This is a genomic window from Saccharothrix sp. NRRL B-16314 (genome assembly GCF_000716595.1).
Taxonomy (GTDB): Bacteria; Actinomycetota; Actinomycetes; order Mycobacteriales; family Pseudonocardiaceae; genus Actinosynnema.
This window is the reverse complement of record NZ_JNXC01000023.1, coordinates 18,328-33,097: the sequence shown is the minus strand read 5'-3', so window position 1 is coordinate 33,097 and position 14,770 is coordinate 18,328. Positions and strand designations below refer to the sequence as shown.

The window sequence follows — 14,770 nt, the reverse complement described above, 5'->3', positions numbered from 1 at the left end:
CGTAGTGGTGCGAGTGCCGTGCGGTCAGCCGCCGTTGCAGGGGCGGTACGGCTGGGCGCGGTACGTGCGGGGGGTGTTGGCGGTGATGCGCAGCACCGAGTCGTACAGCGCCCGCCCCAGGGAGGCCCTGGCTCGCAGGGCCGGGTGGGTCGCGCTGTAGTTGTCCGCGTTCGCCGCCTGGTCGCCCGCGAACCGCCCGGACGCGAACAGGGCGTACGTGATGATCGGCTTGCCCGCCACGTCGAACACGATGCCGGCCTCGTTGCGACCGTCCTCGAACCAACCGGCCTTCGTCGCCACGTTCAACCGCTCCGCGGACGACAGGTTCAACCGCACCCCGTCCGTGAACGACGTCAGCGACCGCAGCACCATCAGCAGGTGCTCCGTCGACGCCTGCGACAGCAGCTCACCGGCCGCGAGCCGGTGCAGCAGCGTGAACGTCTCCCGAGGCGTGGTGGTGCCGAGGTAGAACCGGTTCGGGTTGGCGACCGGAACGACCTGGGTGTGCACGAAACCCTTGGACCGCAGGATGTCGTTCAGCTCCAACGCGGGCACGACCAGCCCGCACAGCCGCACCGCCGTGTTGTCCGACACCGTCAGCAGCGCCGCCAGCGCGTGCCCCACGGTGATCGAACTCGGGTACGCGCCGTCCAGCGCGAAGATCCCGTCGGTGTCCTGGATGACGATCGCCTGCGTGACGTCCACCCGCTGGTCCAGCGTGATCAGGCCCCGGTCGACCTTGTCCAGCACCGCCACCGCGACCGCGATCTTGTTCACGCTGTACGCCTCGACCACGCGGTCCGCCGCGGCCTCGACGGCGGGCCTCACCACGCCGTCCGGGTCGGCCACCCCGATGTACGACGACCACGTGCCGCCCGCCCGCGCCACCTGCGACGCGTACTTCCACGAGATCTTCCGCCGGGCCAGGTCGGCCGTCGTCGGGATCAGCGCGTCCCACTCCTCCTCGGTGGTCTGCGCCTGAGCCGTACCGGCGGTCGAACCCAGCACGGCGCTCGCCGCCGCGACCGAACCCAGTCCCAGCGCGAACCTGCGATTGATGCCCATGTTCCCCCAATCAGGTGGTTACGGTGTGATGACGCCCCAACCGGGCCCCGGCGTTGCCGCAATCCGGTTACTTGATCCAATCAGCAGTAGCCTGCGGCCATGGGAACAGGGGTATTCCTCATCACGGGGGCTAGCCGGGGCATCGGCGCCGCTACCGCGCAGCTGGCCGCGGAGGCCGGGTACCGGCTGGTCCTGGCCTCGCGGGACGCGTCGGCGCTGGCCGGGCTCGCGGCCCGGCTCGGCGGCCCGGACCGGGTCTGGGCGGCCTCGTGCGACGTGCGGGCGTTCGACCAGGTCGCCGCGCTCGTCGGCCGGGTCGAGGAGGAGTGGGGAAGCCTCGACGTGGTGTTCGCCAACGCGGGCACCGGCGTCGTCACCTCGTTCACCACGACCGACGGCGCGCCGCCCGCCGAGTGGAGCGACATGGTGCTGACCAACGTGTGCGGGCCCGCGTTCACCGCCCGCGCGGCGATGCCCGCGCTGATGCGGCACGCCGGCCACCTCGTGCTGACCGGCTCGGCGGCGGGGCGCGGCGTGCGGCCGGGCAACCTCTACTCGGCCACCAAGTGGGCGGTGACGGGGTTGGCGCAGGCCATCCGCGCCGAGTGCGTCGGCACGGGCGTCCGGGTCACCCTGGTGCAGCCCGGGTTGACCGACACCGGCGGCATCCCGCCGTCCCGCGCGGCCGACCCGAAGCTCGCGCCGGAGGACGTCGCGCGCGCCGTGATGTACGCGGTGGGCCAGCCGCCGACCGTGGACGTCAACGAGATCCTCATCCGCCCGGTGGGCCAGGACGCCTACCGGTAGGCGGGACCGGGAGAACCGGCCTCGATCCGGGCCGGGAAAGCGCTCGGCGCAGCCGGGTGATCCGACTGCGCCGATGGGGAGAGTGCGCCGAGAAGGACGAGCCGGTGGCGGACCCCGTGGGGAGCCCGCCACCGGTCACCCGGTCAGCCCTTGCCGCAGGACTGGCCGTTCACCCGGAAGTCGGTGGGCTCCCCCGCACCCGACCCCGAGGAGTTGAAACCGATGTTGGCCGAACCGCCGTTGGCCACGTTGCCGTTCCACGACACGTTCGTCGCGGACGCCGCCTGGCCCGTCTGGTTCCACGTCGCCGACCAACCCTGGGTGATCTTCTGCGTGCCCGGCATGGTGAACTCGAGCTTCCACCCGGTCCACGCCTGACCGCTCGTGTTGGTCACGGTGACGTTGACCGACATGCCGCCGGACCAGGTCGAGGCCTGCCACCGGACCTTGCAGTAGTTCGCCACCACGACCGGCTTGGTCCGCACCGTCACCCGGGGTGACATGGCCGACTGCAGGCCCGCGCCGTTCTTGGCCACGACCGAGAACTGGTAGCTGGTGTCCGCGCGCAGACCGGTCACCGTCGCCGACGGCGTGGTCACCGTGGCGGCCACGCGCAGCGTGTCCGCCTCCTGCACGATGACGTCGTACGACTTGACGCCGCTCTCCGCGTCGGTGGACGCCGGCCACGTCAGGCCCACGCTCGTCGTGGTGATGTCCGACGCCACCGGGGTGCCCGGCACCGACGGGGGAGTGGTGTCCACCGGCGGGGCCGTCGTGACCTTCTCCGCGGCCCAGTTGGAGATCCACGCGAACGCGGAGTTCCAGTTGACCGTGACCTCGTTCACCGAGTACGCCTCGATGTGGTCGACGAAGCACTTCTGGGCCTTGCAGCCCTCGAGCAGGCGCGCCGCGACCGGGTCCTGCAACGCGCTGTTCGGGCCACCCGAGAGCACGCCCGGAGGCGCGGTCGGGAGGGTCGGGTCCAGCTGGTTCGCCCAGTGCCGGTGGTGCACGTTCTTCACCGGCTGGTCGCCGTAGCCCGTGACGTACGAGTACGACATCGGGTTGCGGCCCATCAGGTAGTGCAGGCCCTCGAACACGCCGGTCCGGTACTTCTCGGCACCGGTGAAGTCGTGCGCGAGCGCCAGCACCGCGATGTTGTTCGCGACCAGGCCGTTCGAGCCCCAGTCGTAACCGGTGGTCGTCCGGTACGGCGCCGGGTAGCCCTGCGTCGCCATCTGCGACAGGTGCGCGTCGGCGACCGCGGTGAACGCCGACTTGATCGCCGAGACGTCCGACGCCGGCAGGCCGTTCGGCACGAGCGCCAGGGTGATGTCGCCCAGCGGACCGGTCGAACCCCAGTCGAAGCCGCGCGCGTTCACGCTCGCGCCCTTGAAGTGCGTCGACGACGTCACGTCGGTGCGGTAGGACGACTCACCGGTCGTGGCGAACATCTCGGCCGCGGCCCAGTAGAACTCGTCGGTCAACGTCGAGTCGCTGTACGAGCCGCCGCCGGTGCCGTCGTTCGGGTCGGCGATCTTGTTCGGGTTCGCCTTCGCCGCTGCGTACGCCTTCACGGCCGCCGCCTGCGCCTTGGCCGAGAACGTCGGGTCGATCGTCTTCCAGATGCGCGCCGACTGCGCCGCCACGGCCGCCATGTTCAGCGTCGCCGCGGTGCTCGTCGCCGACAGGCGCCGCGCCTGCGGGTCCTGGTGCGGCAGCAACGGCAGGCCGGTCCAGTTCACGTCGTGGATCTTGTGGTGCACCATGCCGTCGGGCGCCTGCATCTTCAGCAGGAACTCGACCTCCCAGCGCGCTTCGTCCAGGATGTCCGGCACCCCGTTGGCCTTCTCCGGGATGGCCAGCGTGCCGTCGCCCAGGGCCGCCGCGTCGCCGATCAGCTTCGCGCGCTCGTAGGTGTTGAGCACCTGCCACGCCGAGATGCCGCCGTTGACGACGTACTTGCCGTGGTCGCCCGCGTCGTACCAGCCGCCGCGCACGTCCAGCGTGTAGCCGCAGGGGACGGTCGAGAGGCAGGGGACGTTGTTGTCACCCTGGTTCGGGGCGACGTTCAGGTGACCGGCCGGCCGCGCGTAGGTGGCGCCCACGTACTGCTCGTCGATCGCGATGCCACTGCGGTTGTGGTAGAAGAACGCCAGCGAGTCGTACCGCAGCTTCTTGATCGCCGCGGTGGCGATGTCGAAGGGGTAGCTCGTCTCCGTGCCGACGGTCAGCGTGTAGCCGGTGCCCGCCGTGTCGTACGACGAGAAGTCGATCAGGTGCGTGGAGTCGCCCGACTCGGGGTCGACCGAGCCCCTGGGCACGGTCTGGCCGGTGGCCACCGAGGTGCCCGCCGAGTTCTTCAGCACCCACGTCTGCGCGACCGTCGAGTCGGACGTCAGGGTGGCGTGCTTGGGCAGGCCCGGCACGTAGCCGACCTGGTCGACGTTCACCTTCTTCGCCGGCACGGCCGGGTCGCCACCCGGCGGCTTCACGCCGCCGATCAGCGACACGTTGTCCACGCAGACGGTGGTGTCGGCCGCCTGGGCGCCGAGGTGGAACGTGACCTGCCCCGGACCCGCATCCGGGAAGTCCAGCTCCGAGGTGAAGGTGAAGGAGAAGCGCTGCTTGGTCGTGGTCAGCGCGACGTCGTGCTTGGCGATCTGCCGGTAGGGGCTGACGCCCTCACCGGCGACCGCCGCCGCCGGCCGGGCGACCGAGGCGTACGCGTCGAACGACATCGTGTAGGACTGGCCGGCCTCGAACGGCACGCCGTTCTGGCCGATCAGCGAGTCCCACGGGTTGACCGTGCCGCCGGTGACGGTGGCGCACAGCTCACCGTTGGTGACCCGGTTCGTCACACCGGCGCTGGCCCACCACGGGTCGGCGCCGCTGCTGAAGGTGCCGTTGATCAGCCGTTCGTAGTCCGCCGCGTGGGCCGTGCCGGACGCTAGCGCGCCGCTCACCGCCACGAGGGCGAGTGCTGCGGTGGCTTGACGGCGCCACCGGGGAGAAGGAAGCGATCTCATGGACTTGGGTCTCCTCCGTCTGCTCTGACGGTTGACGACGCTTCTGGGAGCGCTCCCTGGGAGCGCTCCCAGGGACTCTAGGGTGACTCGGGGCACATTCACAAGACTGAATTTGACCTCCAGTTAAGTTGAGGTCACAGGCTGTGAGGAAAGGCGGGCGACCGAGGGGGATGCGATGCGCGCGGTGTGGATGACCGGGTTCGGTGGACCGGAGGTGCTGGTCGGGGGCGATGCGCCGGAGCCCGTCGCCGGGGCCGGCCAGGTCGTGGTCGACGTCGCCTACGCGGGCATCACGTTCGTCGAGACGCAGTTCCGGCGCACCGGCATGGGCCCGTTCGCACTACGCCCGCCCGCCGTTCCGGGCAACGGGGTGGCCGGGGTCGTTGCGTCGATCGGTGCCGGTGTCGACCCGTCGTGGACCGGCGCCCGGGTGATCACGTCGACCGGCGGGCACGGCGGTTACGCCGAACGCGCGGTGGCCGCCGAGGCGGACCTCGTGCGCGTGCCGGACGGGTTGGCGCTCGACAAGGCGGTGGCGCTGCTGGCCGACGGCCGCACGGCGTCGATGAACCTGCGCGCGGTGGGGCCGGTGGCGGGGCAGCGGGTGCTGGTCCTGGCGGCGGCCGGTGGCGTGGGGACCCTGCTCGTGCAGCTGGCGCGTGCGGAAGGGGCGACGGTGGTGGGTGCGGCGGGTGGCAAGGCCTCGCTGATCTCGTCGCTGGGGGCGGTGCCGGTCGACTACCGGGAAACCGGGTGGGCGTCGGCGGTGGCGCCGGTGGACGTGGTGTTCGACGGCGTCGGCGGCGCGGTGGCGCGGGAGGCGTTCGGGTTGCTGCGGGCCGGTGGGCGGATGTCGAGCTACGGGCTGGCGGGCGGCTCCTGGGCGGACGTCAAGCCGGAGGAGGCGGCGGCGCGCGGGGTGACGTTGGTGGGCCTTTCCCGGCCGGACGCCGCGGAACTCCGTTCGCTCGTGTCGTCGGTGTTGGCCTCGGCAGCGGCCGGGCGGCTGGTTCCCGTTGTCGGGCAGCGGTTTCCGCTGGAGCGCGCGGCCGACGCGCACGCCGCCATCGAAAGCCGGGCGACGGTCGGCAAGACGGTGTTGGAGGTGCGGTGATGGACGTCGGGATCACCCTGCCGGGGTTCGGGTCCGACCCGGTCGAGCACGCGCAGCACGCCGAGGGGTTGGGGCTGGAGTCGGTGTGGCACGGCGATCACCTGATCCCCGTGAACCCGTTCCTGGACGCCACGCTGGTGCTGGCGACGGTGGCCGCCGCCACCCTCCGGATCGGGCTCGGGTTCGGGGTGATGGTGGTGCCGCTGCGCCCGGTGGCGTGGGCGGCGAAGCAGATCGCCACGTTGCAGCACTTGTCGGGGGATCGGGTGCTGCTCGGGGTCGGCAGCGGGGGTGCGGCGCACGGCGAGGCGGCGTGGCGGGCGGTCGACGTGCCGTTCGCGGAACGGGGTCGGCGGACGGACGAGTCGTTGGCGGTGCTGCCGGACCTGGTGCGGGGCAAGGCGACCGGGGTGCACGGGGCGGAGGTCGTGCTGTCGCCCGGCGCGGTGATGCCGCCGGTGCTCGTGGGCGGTGGGGGAGGCGTCGCGCTGCGCCGGGCGGCCCGGTTCGGTGACCACTGGTACCCGGCTTTCGTGCCGTTCCGGGCGGTGGCCGCGGGGGTCGCGCGGTTGAAGGAGCTCGCGGAGGAGTGCGGCCGGCCGGTGTGCGCGGTGACGGTCGGGGTGAGCGTGGCCTTGGGCGATGTGCCGGATTCGGTGGTGGAGCACCGGATCAGGTCGATGACGGGGTACGGGCTGAGCGAGGAGCAGGCGCGGGAGGTGGTGGTGGTCGGGTCGGTCGCGCGGGCCCGGGAGCACTTCGCCCGGCTGGCGGAGGCCGGTGCCGACCGGGTCGTCGCGATGCCGTTCACCGAGGACCGGTTCCGGCAGGCGGAACTGGTGGCGCGGGCGAGCGCGCCCGAGTGACCCTCGCGGTGCGACGGGAATTGTCGGTGCTGCGCGTTACCGTGGCGGCATGACTGAGCGGATCGTCCAGGCCAACGGCGTCGACCTGTGCGTGGAGACGTTCGGGTCGCCCACCGACCCGGCGGTGCTGCTGATCGCCGGGTCGACCGGGTCGATGCTGTCGTGGGCGGACGGGTTCTGCGCGCGGTTGGCGGCCGGGTCGCGGTACGTCATCCGGTACGACCACCGGGACACCGGGCGGTCGGCGACCTGGCCGGCCGGCGCGCCCGGGTACGGGTTCCCGGATCTCGCGGCGGACGCGGTCGGGGTGCTGGACGCGGTGGGGGTGGCGCGGGCGCACGTCGTGGGGATCTCCATGGGTGGGGGCATCTCGCAGCTCGTGGCGCTCGACTTCCCGGAGCGGGTGGCGTCCTTGACGTTGATGTCGACGAGTCCGGGCGGGCCGGGTGAGCCGGGGTTGCCGGCCATCGCGCCCGCTCTGCTGGAGCACCTCGCGGCCGGCGGGACGCCGGAGCCCGACTGGGCCGATCGTGACGCGGTGGTCGGGTACCTGGTGGAGTCGCAGCGGCCGTTCGCCGGGCCGAGGCCGGTGGACGTCGCCGCGGCGCGCGAGGTCGCCGGCCGGGTGTTCGACCGGGCCCGCGACATCTCGGCCAGTGGCAACCACTTCCGGATCGGCGGCGGGGAGTCCTGGCGGGATCGGCTGGGGTCGATCGCGGTGCCCGTGCTGGTCGTCCACGGGGACGTCGACCCGTTGTTGCCGTTGGGGCACGCGGAAGCGATGGTGCGCGAGGTGCCGGTGGCGCGGCTGTTGGTGCTGGAGGACACCGGGCACGAGTTGCCGGAGGGGGTCTGGGACGTGCTGGTGCCCGCGCTCGTGGAGCACACCGGGGCGACCGAGGGGGCTGCGGGCCCGGTCTGGAAGGTGTGAGAAGTTCAGGTTTCACCCTTGACTGGTGTAGACCATTTCCGGTTGAGTGGCCCCCGTCACGTCCGAGGGCGCTCGAACGGAAATGAGTGATCTTGTGTCGAGATTCCGCGTAGTGGCGGCGGTCGTCGCCTTCGTTCTCGGGGCGGCGCTGACCGTCGTGGTGGCCAACACGGCCGCCGCAGCCGCCTGCGCGTCCGCCTGGACGTCGTCCGCCGTCTACACGAACGGCATGACGGCGTCCCACGCCGGCCACAACTGGCAGGCCAAGTGGTGGACCCAGAACGAGGCACCCGGCTCGGCCGCGGTCTGGGCCGACCAGGGCGCCTGCGGCACGACCACACCCCCGCCGTCGTCCTGCGACTACCCCGTGTGGGTGCAGGGCAAGTGGTACACCGCGGGCAACATCGTGCGGTACACCGACGGCAAGTACTACATCGCCGAACACGACAACCCGGGCTACGACCCGACGATCAGCACCTGGTACTGGAACCCGCACACCTGCGGCTCGACGCCGACCACCACGACCAGCACCCCCGCACCGGGCGGGTTCGTGGTGAGCCAGACGCAGTTCCAGCAGATGTTCCCGAACAGGAACGCGTTCTACACCTACTCCGGGCTCACGGCCGCGCTCGGCGCGTACCCGGACTTCGCCAAGACCGGCTCGGACACCGTCCGCAAGCAGGAGGCGGCGGCGTTCCTGGCCAACGCCAACCACGAGACCGGCGGCCTGGTGCACATCGTCGAGCAGAACCAGGCGAACTACCTGCACTACTGCGACGCGGGCCAACCGTACGGCTGCCCCGCCGGCCAGGCGGCCTACTACGGCCGCGGTCCCATCCAGCTCAGCTGGAACTTCAACTACAAGGCGGCGGGCGACGCGCTGGGCCTGCCGCTGCTGACCAACCCGTGGCTGGTGCAGCAAGACGCCTCGGTGGCCTGGAAGACCGCCCTCTGGTACTGGAACACGCAGTCCGGCCCCGGCACGATGACCCCGCACAACGCGATGGTCAACGGGTACGGCTTCGGTGAGACGATCCGCAGCATCAACGGGTCGCTGGAGTGCGGCGGGCGCAACCCGGCGCAGGTCCAAAGCCGCGTCGACGCCTACCTGCGGTTCGTGGGCATCCTCGGCGTGCCGGCGGGCAACAACCTGTACTGCTGACAGCCCTTGGTGAAGAAGGGGGCCGTGTCGACACGGCCCCCTTCTTGCTGTCCCCCTTCTTGCTGCGCCCCTTCTACAGCGCCCCTTCTACTGCGCCAAGTGCGCCAGCACGGCCCACCCGAACGATCCGGGCGACTCGACCCACGGCACGTGGCCCGCGCTGGGCAGCACGACCCGCGCCACGTCCGGCAGCGCCTCGGCCAGTGAGTCCACCGCCCACCGGGGCCGCACGTCCGCCGCGCCGTCCACGATCAACGTCGGCACGGCCAGTTCCCGGCACCGCGCCACCAGGTCCTCCTCGTCCCACGCGCGCGACTCGGCGTTCAGCGCGGCGTTCGCCTCCTCGTTCACGCCGAACCACGGCGTGGCGAGGGCTTCGGCGTGCTCCCGGGCGGTCGACGGGTCGGCGAAGTCCGCGGTCCACCACCGGACCGCCGCGTCACGCCCGGTCACGCCGTCCGGCTCCGGGCCGAGCCGCTCGGCCAGGTTGCGCCGGTACTCGTCGCGCCAGTCCTGCCCCAGCCCCGTGCCGGACGCGTAGACCAGCGACGAGACCCGGTAGGGGTGTGCCAACGCGTAGTGCAGGGCCACGTCGGCACCCCAGGAATGGCCCAGCAGAGCCATCCGTGGCAGTCCGAAGTGGACCCTGACGGCGTCGAGGTCGGCGAGGGTGCGGGCCGTGGTGTACGGCCCCCGGCGTTCGGACCGGCCGCCGCCGCGCTGGTCCCAGCGGATCACCCGCACCCGCGCGGCCAGCAGCTCGGCGAGCCCGCCGAACATGTCCCACAGCCCGGGGCCGCCGTGGCACAGCACCAGTGGCTCGCCGTGCCCCAGCTCACCGTGCCCCAGCTCGGCTGCCCACAACACGCAGCCGTCGTCCGCGATGACCTTGTGCTCCTCCATGCGGTCAGTGTCGGCCAACCGCGCGGCGGAACACACCGGTCCGGCCGATCGGGGCGGTGCGGGCGACCTCCACCGGCGCACCGCCGGCCGACGCGCGCACCGCGTTGTCGGCCGCGGCCCGTTCGGCGGATCTCCCGCCGGTGTGTCCGTTCACGGTGAGGACTACGTGCGGCACGCGTCGCCGGTTCAGATCCTTGACCGGCTCGACGTTCACGATTATGGTCTAGACCACATCGTTTGGGTGACGGGCCGTCCTCGGCTCGTCACGCACCGCATGATCCGGCCGCCGCGGAAATGGACCCTGCCTTGGGGGCCCGCCTCGGGTCCCCTCCGAAGGAGCTGGACACATGAGCCTGAAACGCAAGCTCGCGGCGGTCATCGCCGGCGTGGGCATCGCCCCGTTCATCGTCGTCGTCTCGGCGGGAACGGCGAGCGCGCACGGCTACATCTCGTCGCCGCCGAGCCGGCAGGCGATGTGCGCGCAGGGCCGCGTCTCGAACTGCGGTCCGATCGTCTACGAGCCGCAGAGCGTGGAAGGCCCCAAGGGCCAGCGCAACTGCCACGCCGGGCTGAGCCAGTTCGCCGTGCTCAACGACGACAGCCGGGCGTGGCCCACCACCTCGGTGGGCAACAACGTGACGTTCAACTGGACGCTCACCGCCCGGCACGCCACCAGCACGTGGGAGTACTACGTCGGCGGCACCAGGATCGCCGAGTTCAACGACGGCGGCCGGCAGCCCGCGGCCACCGTGACGCACAACGTGAGCCTCGGCGGGCGGACCGGCCGGATCAAGCTGCTGGCCATCTGGAACATCGCCGACACGCCCATGGCGTTCTACTCGTGCGTCGACCTCCAGGTCGGCTCCGGTGGCGGCACGCCGACCACCACGAACCCGCCGACGACGACCACCACCACCAGGCCGCCGACGACCACGACGCAGCCACCGGTCGGCGGCACGTGGGCGGCCAACACCGCGTACTCGGTCGGGTCGCAGGTGAGCTACGGCGGCGCCAACTACCGCTGCGTCCAAGCCCACACGTCCCTCGTGGGCTGGGAACCGCCGAACACCCCGGCCCTGTGGCAGAGGGTCTGACCGACGACCGATGACGAAGCCCGTCCGTGCCGCCCTTGCCGCGGCACGGACGGGCCCTTCGGTGAAGGAGGACGACCCTTGCGACGCATCATGGCCCTGGTGGCCGGATTCCTCGTGTTGGCCGGCTGCGGCGCGGGTGCCGCCCCCGCGGCGCCGCCACCGCCGGTGTCGGCCGTCGTGGAGAGCGACGAGTTCAACGCGACCGACGTGATGTTCCTCCAGATGTCCGTGTCCCACCACCGGGCCGGGCTGGAGATCGTGCGACTGGCCGAGGACGGCGCGCTGCGCGCGGACGTGAAGACGCTGGCCGCGGCCATCAAGGTCACCCAACTGTCCGAAGTGGACTCGATGACGAAGTGGCTGGCGGACTGGCGGCAGCCCGAGTCGGCGGGCGACAACCCCGAGCTGCACGCGGGTCACGGGGGTGACCACTCGACCAGCCCGGAGGCGATCGCGGAACTGGCCGCGACCGCGCCCGCCGAGTTCGAGAAGGCGTTCCTGAACCTGCTCATCGGGCACCAGCACAACGCGGTGGCGATTGCGAAGCTGGAGAAGGAAGGCGGCGTCAACCCGCAGGCGAAGCACCTGGCGGAGCGGATCTTCGAGTCCCGCACCGCGCAGATCGCGCAGATGCTCGGTTACCTGGACTAGAGGCCGAGCGCGAGGTTGCTGGTGAAGCGGCGGTGCTCGCCCGTCACCGGGTCGGTGAACGCGAGCACCTTCGCCAGCAGCTGGAGCGGGTTCGTGAAGTCGTCCAAGGGCTTCTCGCGCAGGACGGGGTAGAAGTCGTCGTGCCGGATCGGGACGCCGAGCGACGCCATGTGCAGGCGGAGCTGGTGCGTGCGGCCGGTGGCGGGCACGAGCCGGTAGCGGCCCCACCTGTCGCGGTGCTCGACCAGGTCGACCAGGGTCTCGGCGTTGGGCGGGCCCGGCACCTCCTGCGCGGTGATCACGCCCTTGACCTTGACGATGCGGCTGGTCACGGTGGTGGGCAGGGTCAACGCCGGGTCGTGCGGCGCGATCGCCTCGTACTCCTTGTGCACCACGCGGTCCTTGAACAGCGTCTGGTACTTGCCGCGCAGGGTCGGCTCGGCCACGAACATGACCAGCCCGGCGGTGACGCGGTCCAGCCGGTGCGCCGGGATCAGCTGCGGCAGCCCGAGATCGCGGCGGAGCCGGACCAGCGCCGTCTCCACGACGTGCCTGCCGCGCGGGATGGTGGCGAGGAAGTGCGGTTTGTCGACCACCACGATGGCGTCGTCGCGGTGCACGATCCCGATCTCGAACGGAACGGCCACTTCGTCCGGCAGGTCCCGGTGGAACCAGACGGACGTGCCGGGCGTGAACGCGGCGTCGGCGGCGATCGGGCCGGACAGGTCGTAGACGCGGCCCTCGGCGAGCATGAGGTCGATCCGCTCGGGGGCGACCCTCGGCAACCGCTCGACCAGGTGGTCGCGAACGGTCGCCCACGGGCCCTCGTCGGGCAGCCGCAGACGTGCCGGGTCGAGGCCGTGGCGCTGGTCGAGCGGCGGCCGGAGCTTGCGCCTCATCACCGGCACCCTACCCTGCGGCGATCGGGCCGGCGGCCACGCGAGCGGCCCCCGTGACCAGGTCAGGCGGGGTCCGTGAACGCGACCTCGTAGCCCAGGGCGCCGAACATGCCGGTCAGCATCTTCCGCGTGTTCTCGTCCGCCCGGTCCGCCAACCCCGACTCGCGCGCGGCGTCCGCGATCTTCCCCTCCGCCGCCACGTAGAACGGCTGCTGGTCCGGCGTCTCCACCAACGACGCCAACCGGTCGAACAGGCCGCGTTCCTGGGCGAACACGTAGCACCGCTCCTGGTCCAGGGTCGGCTTGTCCAGCACCGCCTTCGGCAGCGCCAGCTCCACCGACCGCGGCTCACCGGTCGGCGACACCGTCAACGCGTCCTCCGCCAGCCCGCCGAAGTCCACGTAGGCGTTCACCGTCCCGGACGCCACGAACAACGTCCGCTGCCCCGCCAGCGCCGCCGGCACGTACCGGACGTCGCGTTCGATGTCGAGCACCACCTGGAACTCGCCCGCCGAAGCGTGGTACTGGCTCAAGTCCCGTAACGACTTCAACAACGCCGGACCACTGCGGTCGACGGTGTCGGTGCCCGGCCCGCTGAACCGGGGCACCACCATCACCGCGGCGACCGACACGGCGACCACCACGACCACCGCCACCGCCACTCCGCTGCGCCACTTCATGCCGGCGGAGTACCCGCGCCCGCCGACGGGGAACCGCCGCCGCACTCCTCCCGCCGTCGGGAGCACCGGGGGCCATGGGGTTCGATGGTCGGGAGGAGCACGACGACCGAGGAGAGACCGTGTACGAGACGCTGAAGAACATCCTCGTCAGCACGCTGAAGGTCGCGCCGGAGCAGATCACCCCGGACGCCACCAAGGACGACCTCGACCTGGACTCGATCGCCTTCGTCGAGCTGTCGATGGAGCTCGGCAAGGAGCACGACCTGCACATCAGCGACGACGAGCTGTTCGACATGGAGACCGTCGCCGACATCGTCGCGCTGATGCGGGAGCGGGCCGGTACGGACCGGTGACCGGCCTCGACATCGCCGTCACCGGGCTCGGGCTGGTCACGCCCGGTGGCGTGGGGGTGGAGGCGGGCTGGGCGGCCGTGTGCTCGGGACGGTCGACCGCCGCGCCCGACCCGGCGCACGCCGACCACGGCGTGGCGATCTCCTGCCGCGTCGCCGACTTCGACGCGGACGCGCTGCTGGGCGCCCGCCGGGCGGTCCGGCTCGACCGGTTCGCGCAGCTGGCGCTGGTCGCCGCGCGCGAGGCCGTCGCCGACGAGGACCGCACGACGTGGGACGCGGCGCGGGTGGGCGTGGTGATCGGCACCTCGTCCGGCGGCGGCGAGACGGTCGCACGGCAGCACGGCGTGCTGCTCGCGGACGGCCCGACCGGGGTGTCGCCGCTGTTGCTGCCGATGCACCTGCCGAACATGGTCGCCGGCCAGATCGCGATGGAGTTCGGCTTCCACGGCCCGAACCTCGTGGTCGCGACCGCGTGCGCGTCCGGGGCCACCGCGATCGGCGTCGCCTGCGACCTGCTGGCCGCGCGGCGGTGCGACGTGGTGCTGGCCGGCGGGACCGACGCGCTGCTCACCCCGTTGACCCTGGCCGGCTTCGCCCGGATGGGTGCACTGTCCGCACGGACCGACCCGGCCACCGCGTCCCGGCCGTTCGACGCGGACCGGGACGGGTTCGTCGCGGCGGAGGGCGCTGCGGTGCTGGTCCTGCGGCGGGCCGAGGACGCGCGGGCCGACGGGCGGCGGGTCCGGGCGCGGATCGTCGGGTACGGCGCCACCGCGGACGCGCACCACATCACCAAGCCCGACCCCGAGGGCAGGGGCGTGGTCGCGGCGGTCCGGGCGGCGTTGGCGGACGCGGACGCGGCGCCGGGCGACGTCGGGCACGTCAACGCGCACGGCACGTCCACGCAGCTCAACGACCTGGTGGAGGGTCGGGTGCTGGCGGGGCTGCTGCCGTCCCGGCCGCTGGTGACGTCGACCAAGGGCGTCACCGGGCACATGCTGGGCGCGGCCGGTGCGGCGGAGGCCGTGTTCACGGTGCTCTCGCTCGAACGGGGGATCGTGCCGCCGACGGCCAACCTCGACGCGCTCGACCCCAGGCTGGACATCGACGTGGCGACCACCGCAGTGCCGCTCGTGGCCGACCTTGCGTTGAGCAACTCGTTCGGGTTCGGTGGGCAGAACGCGGTGCTCGCCATCGCGAGGACGTGACGGGGGGA

Annotated in this window: 15 protein-coding genes; 9 read left to right on the top strand and 6 right to left on the bottom strand. The window is 72.0% G+C overall.

Going from position 1 to position 14,770, the window contains the following annotated elements; translation table 11 throughout:
- Positions 1 to 24: 24 nt before the first annotated feature.
- On the bottom strand, positions 25 to 1,065 hold the full coding sequence (locus OQ02_RS27870) for a serine hydrolase (protein ID WP_033441573.1): 1,041 nt from the start codon (positions 1,063 to 1,065) through the stop codon (positions 25 to 27).
- A gap of 99 nt (positions 1,066 to 1,164) precedes the next feature.
- On the opposite strand from OQ02_RS27870, the gene OQ02_RS27865 reads away from it, so the two are divergent.
- A complete protein-coding gene (locus tag OQ02_RS27865; protein ID WP_033441572.1) occupies positions 1,165 to 1,872 on the top strand; it encodes an SDR family oxidoreductase in 708 nt (235 codons plus the stop codon).
- A gap of 143 nt (positions 1,873 to 2,015) precedes the next feature.
- Here OQ02_RS27865 and OQ02_RS27860 read toward each other — a convergent pair whose 3' ends face one another.
- Positions 2,016 to 4,901 carry a glycoside hydrolase family 9 protein gene (locus OQ02_RS27860; RefSeq protein ID WP_051772879.1) on the bottom strand — a complete coding sequence of 962 codons (2,886 nt, stop codon included), beginning with the start codon at positions 4,899 to 4,901 and terminating at the stop codon, positions 2,016 to 2,018.
- Positions 4,902 to 5,076: 175 nt separating this feature from the next.
- Between OQ02_RS27860 and OQ02_RS27855 the strand changes: the two genes are divergently transcribed.
- From OQ02_RS27855 to OQ02_RS27840, 4 genes are all read left to right on the top strand, one after another.
- The gene (locus tag OQ02_RS27855; protein WP_033441570.1) at positions 5,077 to 6,015 is read left to right on the top strand and encodes a zinc-binding dehydrogenase; all 939 of its coding nucleotides are present in this window, start codon (positions 5,077 to 5,079) and stop codon (positions 6,013 to 6,015) included.
- Positions 6,015 to 6,881 (top strand): LLM class flavin-dependent oxidoreductase, encoded by an 867-nt coding sequence (locus OQ02_RS27850; RefSeq protein ID WP_033441569.1) that lies wholly within the window; start codon positions 6,015 to 6,017, stop codon positions 6,879 to 6,881. Before OQ02_RS27855 ends, OQ02_RS27850 begins: the two co-directional genes overlap by 1 nt.
- A 49-nt stretch (positions 6,882 to 6,930) precedes the next feature.
- The gene (locus OQ02_RS27845; protein WP_051772878.1) at positions 6,931 to 7,812 is read left to right on the top strand and encodes an alpha/beta fold hydrolase; all 882 of its coding nucleotides are present in this window, start codon (positions 6,931 to 6,933) and stop codon (positions 7,810 to 7,812) included.
- A gap of 94 nt (positions 7,813 to 7,906) precedes the next feature.
- A complete protein-coding gene (locus OQ02_RS27840; RefSeq protein ID WP_033441568.1) occupies positions 7,907 to 8,974 on the top strand; it encodes a glycoside hydrolase family 19 protein in 1,068 nt (355 codons plus the stop codon).
- An 87-nt stretch (positions 8,975 to 9,061) separates the two neighbouring features.
- On the opposite strand, the gene OQ02_RS27835 is transcribed toward OQ02_RS27840, so the two are convergent.
- Together OQ02_RS27835 and OQ02_RS27830 are read right to left on the bottom strand one after the other, a co-directional pair.
- A complete protein-coding gene (locus OQ02_RS27835; RefSeq protein WP_033441567.1) occupies positions 9,062 to 9,877 on the bottom strand; it encodes an alpha/beta fold hydrolase in 816 nt (271 codons plus the stop codon).
- Between the two features lie 4 nt (positions 9,878 to 9,881).
- Positions 9,882 to 10,091, bottom strand: a complete 210-nt coding sequence (locus OQ02_RS27830; RefSeq protein ID WP_033441566.1) for a hypothetical protein — start codon at positions 10,089 to 10,091, stop codon at positions 9,882 to 9,884.
- 133 nt (positions 10,092 to 10,224) lie between these two features.
- Between OQ02_RS27830 and OQ02_RS27825 the strand changes: the two genes are divergently transcribed.
- Complete coding sequence (locus OQ02_RS27825) at positions 10,225 to 10,971, top strand: lytic polysaccharide monooxygenase (RefSeq protein ID WP_033441565.1); 747 nt, start codon at positions 10,225 to 10,227, stop codon at positions 10,969 to 10,971.
- A 78-nt stretch (positions 10,972 to 11,049) separates the two neighbouring features.
- Complete coding sequence (locus OQ02_RS27820; RefSeq protein WP_231500258.1) at positions 11,050 to 11,622, top strand: DUF305 domain-containing protein; 573 nt, start codon at positions 11,050 to 11,052, stop codon at positions 11,620 to 11,622.
- Here the strand turns inward: OQ02_RS27820 and OQ02_RS27815 are convergent.
- Both OQ02_RS27815 and OQ02_RS27810 read right to left on the bottom strand, forming a co-directional pair.
- Positions 11,619 to 12,521, bottom strand: coding sequence for a pseudouridine synthase (locus tag OQ02_RS27815; RefSeq protein ID WP_033441679.1), 903 nt, complete (start codon positions 12,519 to 12,521; stop codon positions 11,619 to 11,621). The two genes, OQ02_RS27820 and OQ02_RS27815, sit on opposite strands and share 4 nt — an antisense overlap.
- A gap of 62 nt (positions 12,522 to 12,583) precedes the next feature.
- On the bottom strand, positions 12,584 to 13,201 hold the full coding sequence (locus tag OQ02_RS27810) for a DUF4230 domain-containing protein (protein ID WP_033441678.1): 618 nt from the start codon (positions 13,199 to 13,201) through the stop codon (positions 12,584 to 12,586).
- A 119-nt stretch (positions 13,202 to 13,320) separates the two neighbouring features.
- Between OQ02_RS27810 and OQ02_RS27805 the strand changes: the two genes are divergently transcribed.
- Both OQ02_RS27805 and OQ02_RS27800 read left to right on the top strand, forming a co-directional pair.
- Positions 13,321 to 13,554: an acyl carrier protein gene (locus tag OQ02_RS27805; protein ID WP_033441677.1), complete on the top strand. Its 234-nt coding sequence runs from the start codon at positions 13,321 to 13,323 to the stop codon at positions 13,552 to 13,554.
- On the top strand, positions 13,551 to 14,762 hold the full coding sequence (locus OQ02_RS27800; protein ID WP_033441564.1) for a beta-ketoacyl-[acyl-carrier-protein] synthase family protein: 1,212 nt from the start codon (positions 13,551 to 13,553) through the stop codon (positions 14,760 to 14,762). Before OQ02_RS27805 ends, OQ02_RS27800 begins: the two co-directional genes overlap by 4 nt.
- Positions 14,763 to 14,770 lie beyond the last annotated feature (8 nt).